Source organism: Deinococcus sp. (genome assembly GCF_018260555.1).
Taxonomy (GTDB): Bacteria; Deinococcota; Deinococci; order Deinococcales; family Deinococcaceae; genus Deinococcus.
Genome location: NZ_JAGLBB010000134.1, coordinates 1 through 1,988 on the forward strand (window position 1 = coordinate 1; position 1,988 = coordinate 1,988).

General features: G+C 74.0%; 2 protein-coding genes. Both read left to right on the plus strand.

Annotated features, from left to right (window positions below):
* Positions 1-917: biotin-dependent carboxyltransferase family protein (locus QZ271_RS14270; RefSeq protein WP_291432596.1), on the plus strand; the 917-nt coding region annotated here is incomplete at its 5' end.
* On the plus strand, positions 907-1,647 hold the full coding sequence (gene pxpA / locus QZ271_RS14275) for a 5-oxoprolinase subunit PxpA (protein WP_291432598.1): 741 nt from the start codon (positions 907-909) through the stop codon (positions 1,645-1,647). The genes QZ271_RS14270 and pxpA, both read left to right, overlap by 11 nt.
* The last annotated feature ends 341 nt before the right edge of the window (positions 1,648-1,988 follow it).

Consider the following 1,988-nt stretch of genomic DNA (forward strand, 5'->3'; position numbering starts at 1 on the left):
CGCGCCGACTGGCGAACGCCCTGGTCGGAAACCCACCCGACCCCCGCCCGGGGCGGGACGGCGGCGCGGGCGCAGCGGGCCTGGAGGTCACGCTGGCCGGCCCCACGCTGCTGTTTCACGCGGCGGCGCTGGTCAGCCTGTGCGGGGCGCCGTTCGAAGTGGCGCTGCTCGGCGCGGACGGCGTGCGGCGGCCCTTCGCGTCCTGGCGGGCCGTGCCGGTGCAGGCCGGGGAGCGCCTGATCGTCGCGGGTACCCCGGCGGGCGCGCGGGCGTTCCTGGCCGTGCGGGGTGGGCTGGACGTTCCAGAGGTGTTCGGGAGTCGCAGCACGGACCTGCGCAGTGCCTTCGGGGGCGTGCAGGGGCGGGCGTTGCGGGCCGGGGACCGGCTGGCGTGGTCTTCCCTGCCCCCGGTGAGGCCCGCGCGGGCGTTCGTGTCGCCGGAGCTGCGCACACCGGTCGGGCCGGATCACACGCTGCGGGTGCAGGTCACGCCGGACGCCACGCCGGACCTGCTGGGCGCGCTGACCGGGCAGACGTTCACGGTGAGCGCGCAGGCGGACCGCATGGGCGCGCGGCTGTCCGGGGTGATCGCCGCGCCGCACGACCCGGCGCGCGCCAGTGTGCCGAACGTGCCGGGTCTGATTCAGCTGCCGCCAGACGGGCAGCCCACCGTGCTGCTGCCGGACGCCGGCACGCACGGCGGCTACGCAGCGCCGCTGGTCGTGATCAGCGCGGACCTGCCCCGGCTGGCGCAACTGCGGCCCAGTGACTGCGTGACCCTGCGGCCCGTCACGGCCACGCAGGCCCGCGCGGCGCTGTGGGCGCACGAGCGGGGGCTGCGGCAGGCCGAGTGGGCGCTGCGGCACTGGTACGCGGGAGCCGGAAGCACTCCTTTATCCTGCGCCCATGCAGATTGATCTGAACGCGGACCTGGGTGAGGGCAGCGAACACGAGGAGGCGGTCATGGCGTCCGTGACGAGCGCGAACATCGCGTGCGGCGGGCACGCCGGGGACACCGGGACCATGCGGGATTCGCTGCGGCTCGCGGCGCGCCTCGGGGTGGCGGCGGGCGCGCACCCGGCCTTTCCGGACCGCGAGGGCTTCGGGCGGCGCGAGCTGCACTTCCCACCCGCTGAAGTCACTGCCTTCGTGCGCGAGCAGATTGAGGCCCTGAAGGCCGTAGCGGCGCGCGAGGGCGTGCGGCTGCATCACGTCAAGCCGCACGGGATGCTGTACACCATGGCCGCGCGTGACCCGGCGCTGGCGCGGGCAGTCGCGCAGGCGGCGGCCGACAGTGGCCTGGGGCTGTACTTCGGACTGGCAGGCCGGGACAGCGTGATGCTGCGCGAGGCCCGCGCACTGGGCCTGCGGGCGCTGGGCGAGGGCTTCGCAGACCGGGGGTACGCCCCGGACGGGACCCTGTGGCCGCGCGGTCAGGCAGGCGACCTGCTCGGCGCGGCCGACGCAGCGGCGCAGGGCGTCAGGATCGCCCGCGAGGGCCACACGCGCGCCGTGACCGGGCAGGACATCGCCGTTCCGGCCGGAACACTGTGCCTGCACGGCGACGGACCCGAGGCGGCCGCCCTGGCAGGCCAACTGCGCCGGGCGCTGCAAGACGCGGGTGTGCGGGTCGCCGCCCCGGCCTGATACGGACTCGGGGAACGGCGCCGCCCAGCGAAGGGAAGGGAAATGGGTTCCGAGCATGGAGTCGGCGATTCAGTGCATGGGCGGGTTGTGTACGAAACAATCAGCAGTCCGCAGGAGAGAACCGTTGATCTCTGCGCGGTGTTTTCGGGGATCTGTTACGGCCTTCGCTTGAAGGGACTGCCAGGACCCTGAAATCCGAGCGGAGCGAGTGGGAGCAGAGTGGGCTCCGGACTGGATACTCACCCGCACAGGAAGGCGCGGGGGGGGGCTCAGCGGCTGGCCCAGAGTTCCACGAGGCCGCGTAGGGTCAGGGTCTCGTCGTAGTGGTCGATCTCGCGGCA

Coding starts and splice junctions, on each gene's coding strand:
- pxpA (WP_291432598.1), top strand. CDS start 907: ATGCAGATTGATCTGAACGCGGACCTGGGTGAGGGCAGCGAACACGAG.